Below are 3,262 nucleotides of genomic sequence, written 5' to 3'. Positions count from 1 at the left end.
TGCCGTCCAATATAAGCAATTTATGGTGGTTAATTTCCTTATCAAAAGCGCTAACGCCAATAAAATCTTCCATTACTTTGGGATTAAGACTATAGTTATAATGGTCGGGGAAAATAACAATCAAAGTTTTTTCTAAAACTCCTAATCCATTGGAACTGGAACGGTCAAGTTTTTCAATAAGCTTGCCTAGAAAATTGTCAAATTCCGCTATCTTAAGATAGTATTCCTGTATTTGAGGATGTATTTTTTTGAAGTTAATACCCGCTTTTTCAAAGGCTTCTTCCACTTTAGGCTCGTAATGGTCAAACATCAAGGAATTTCCTAAATGCATAGAATATGTGTCAATCTGCATATAGAACGGAACGCCGTTGGCTATTTGGTTGCGTAAAGAATTATCTATATCTTTAAGCTCAAAAAACTCTAACAGTCTAGTATCATATACTTTTTCGGTCTTGGTGCCCGCCGCGATCAATTCCTCGTTAAATCTCGTTTCTTCAAAGCCTTGGTTATAAGTCAAGGCTCTTCTATGATAAAAATTGCCGCTATCATTATGAAAATAATATGTCTTGTAGTCTTTTTTATTGAATTGAGCGGCTAAAGAATATAACCCAAAATAATTATCATAAAAAGTATCGCCTAGGTTTGAGGAAAAGTTTTTGGCGTTAAGCGCGTAAATGCCATTATTGACCATAAACTCGGTGTTAATAGTAGCGCCTTCAAAAAATGTAGGCGCATAATAATTGCTAAAAGTTATAGCTTCTTGGAATATCCTATATAAATTGGGCGTAAGGTATTTAGTTACCGTATGCCCTACCGTTGTAGCGTCTAAAATTTTCTCTTCGTCAATACGCAAAGAAGGGTCTTGAACTAGTTGTTTGCCTAAATAATCAGGGTCGCAAAAACGCGAATCAAATGTTTCGGCTAATATTGTAATAACATTGTATCCTTCATAATCTTTTGTCCAGTCATTAGTAGCTTTTTCATATTTTATAGAATCAAAATAACTATCCAAAATTTCATAGTCATCGTATTCCAAATCAACTTTTAGCGAAGCGGCGTCCCTAATCCTAAAGTTGCAATAGCCGAAAACCTCAACAAATTTTAGGCTGCTATATAAGTTGTTATATAAAAAGCTGGGACTATGAATGTATTGAAGCTCATATTCTTTATAATTTTTTGCCTTTACTATGTTATATATAGAATACGGCAAATTAACGCTCATAAATAAAAATACAGCGATAAGCATCATTGCTATATTAGCCCTAAAGGCTTTGTGCCGCTTGTCAATCTGGGGTATTTTGGTATACCAAATAATAAACAAGCCTAAAACGAGCATAGGAATTATTAAATAACAAGTCAACGGCAAATTAATTCCGTATTTTTGTCCGATAATGTTGTTAACAAACATTAGGCTTGAAAGCGATGCGAATGACTTATATTTGTAAAAATAAGTGGAATCCGCCATTAGCGCTAATATGGCCAAAGAAAAGAAAATTGTATAAATTATTTTCTTGAGTTTTGCTTTTTTTATAAGATTTATCAAAAAATAGATAAGCGCAATAAACAATAAGTCTGTTATAAGCCCAAACAAAGACATCTTAACGCCTAGCGTCAAATGAAAAGCCACTAACGCCGCAAAGTTTAGGATAAAACAAGACAGCATTATTATATAACTATTAAATATATTATCTTCTTTTAAACGCTGTAAAAGTTTTTTCATAATAATCACATATTTATTATAATAGATACTATAATTATATAATCGCGCATGGCAAAAATCAAGCTTATATATTATATTTTATTTGCCAAATTTAACGAAAAAAATATCTTTTCTTGTGATTATTATTTATTTTTCATTTTAGTAAACCTATAAGCTGAAATAAAACCAAAAATTAAAGTAAATACCAAAATATTAACAATCATAAGCCAAACAGGCATTGTCCAATTTTCATAAATCAAATTAACGCCAAAAAGATTTTTCCAAGCCTCCATATACGGCAAACTTTCCGCGTTAAGTTTCATAACCGTTTGGACATTTTCCAAATAAACTCTTCTGATGAGCGAGGACATTTGAGCGAATGGAAAGCTATATAATGTATAATAAACTCCTTTTGGGAACAAGCCAAAAGGCATATAGCATCCTGAAATAAAACCTTGCAATGTGCCAACAACAGCGCCGAGCCCTCCAAGCGCGTTTGAAGTTTTTACAAATGAGATTATAAACAGCATAAACATATTGCCAAAAATTAAACTTAAAATAATAATGCCAAAGATTTTTAATAATTGCAAAAAGCTAAGGGCGTAACCCGATATGATAAACAAATAAATATCGGTCAATATCACCATACCAAAAGAAGCGACAGCGCATATAATTATTGAGCTAATAATATAACTAAGCATCCAAACGCTTCTATTGATAGGGGCTACCATAAAATCCATAGTGATTTTGGTTTCTTGATCGGTAATTATTATACCCAAAACGACCAAAGATACCGTTATGCTCAATATTGGGATTAGTCCCGAAAGCATAACGCTGTCAGAAAGCCATTGAAAATTGGTAACGCCTAGCGGCTCTAAATCTCTTCGGGCATCTTCGGTATAAAGTTTGGATATAAATAAGATATATAATCCAATAGTAATAATGATTGTCAAAAGCGAATAAAAAATATTAGACTTTTCCCGTAAATAACATTTGATGTTTCTTTTGATCAATGCTTTAAGACCTTTCATTTCCGCCCCCTATCAAACTTTGGCCTGTGACATTAAGAAAAACGCTATCCATATTGCCTTTTAATACTTCAAAATTTTTAATATAATCTTGGATATTTTGTAAAATCCTTAGAGCGTCCATAGAATCTTGAATTTTTATGATAAATTGGTCAACCTTAAATTCGAATTGCAAGTCAAGGTCGCTTAATTTTTCTTTTAATTCCGCTTTGCCGTTTTTGGGCATAACTTTTAAAATATTAGAACTATATTTTTCTTTTAGCTGATTGGGCGTGCCTTGAATTATAATTTTGCCTTGCTCTATTATCGCTATATTATCGGCTTTGTCGGCTTCTTCCATATAATGCGTAGTCAAATATATGGTCATATTTTCGTTTTTCCTTAGAAAATCTATGATTTCCCAAACTATGATGCGAGTGGCGGGGTCTAAGCCCGTAGTCGGCTCATCCAAAAACAAAATCTTAGGGCGATTGATTATGGCTCTTGCTATGTCGGCTTTTCGTTTTTGTCCGCCTGATAATTTGCCGTATCTCCT

The 3,262-nt window shown here is 33.0% G+C and carries 3 protein-coding genes; all 3 read right to left on the bottom strand.

Annotated features, from left to right (window positions below):
* Positions 1–1,720: sulfatase-like hydrolase/transferase (locus GX756_06210; protein NLC17453.1), on the bottom strand; the 1,720-nt coding region annotated here is incomplete at its 3' end.
* 122 nt (positions 1,721–1,842) lie between these two features.
* Positions 1,843–2,730, bottom strand: a complete 888-nt coding sequence (locus GX756_06205) for an ABC transporter permease (GenBank protein ID NLC17452.1) — start codon at positions 2,728–2,730, stop codon at positions 1,843–1,845.
* On the bottom strand, positions 2,717–3,262 hold a 546-nt coding region (locus GX756_06200), incomplete at its 5' end, for an ATP-binding cassette domain-containing protein (GenBank protein NLC17451.1). The genes GX756_06200 and GX756_06205, both read right to left, overlap by 14 nt.

This window comes from Clostridiales bacterium (assembly GCA_012512255.1).
In the GTDB taxonomy this organism is placed as follows: Bacteria; Bacillota; Clostridia; order Christensenellales; family DUVY01; genus DUVY01.
Note: the sequence above shows the minus strand (reverse complement) of the source record. Positions and strands in the feature narration are given on the sequence as shown.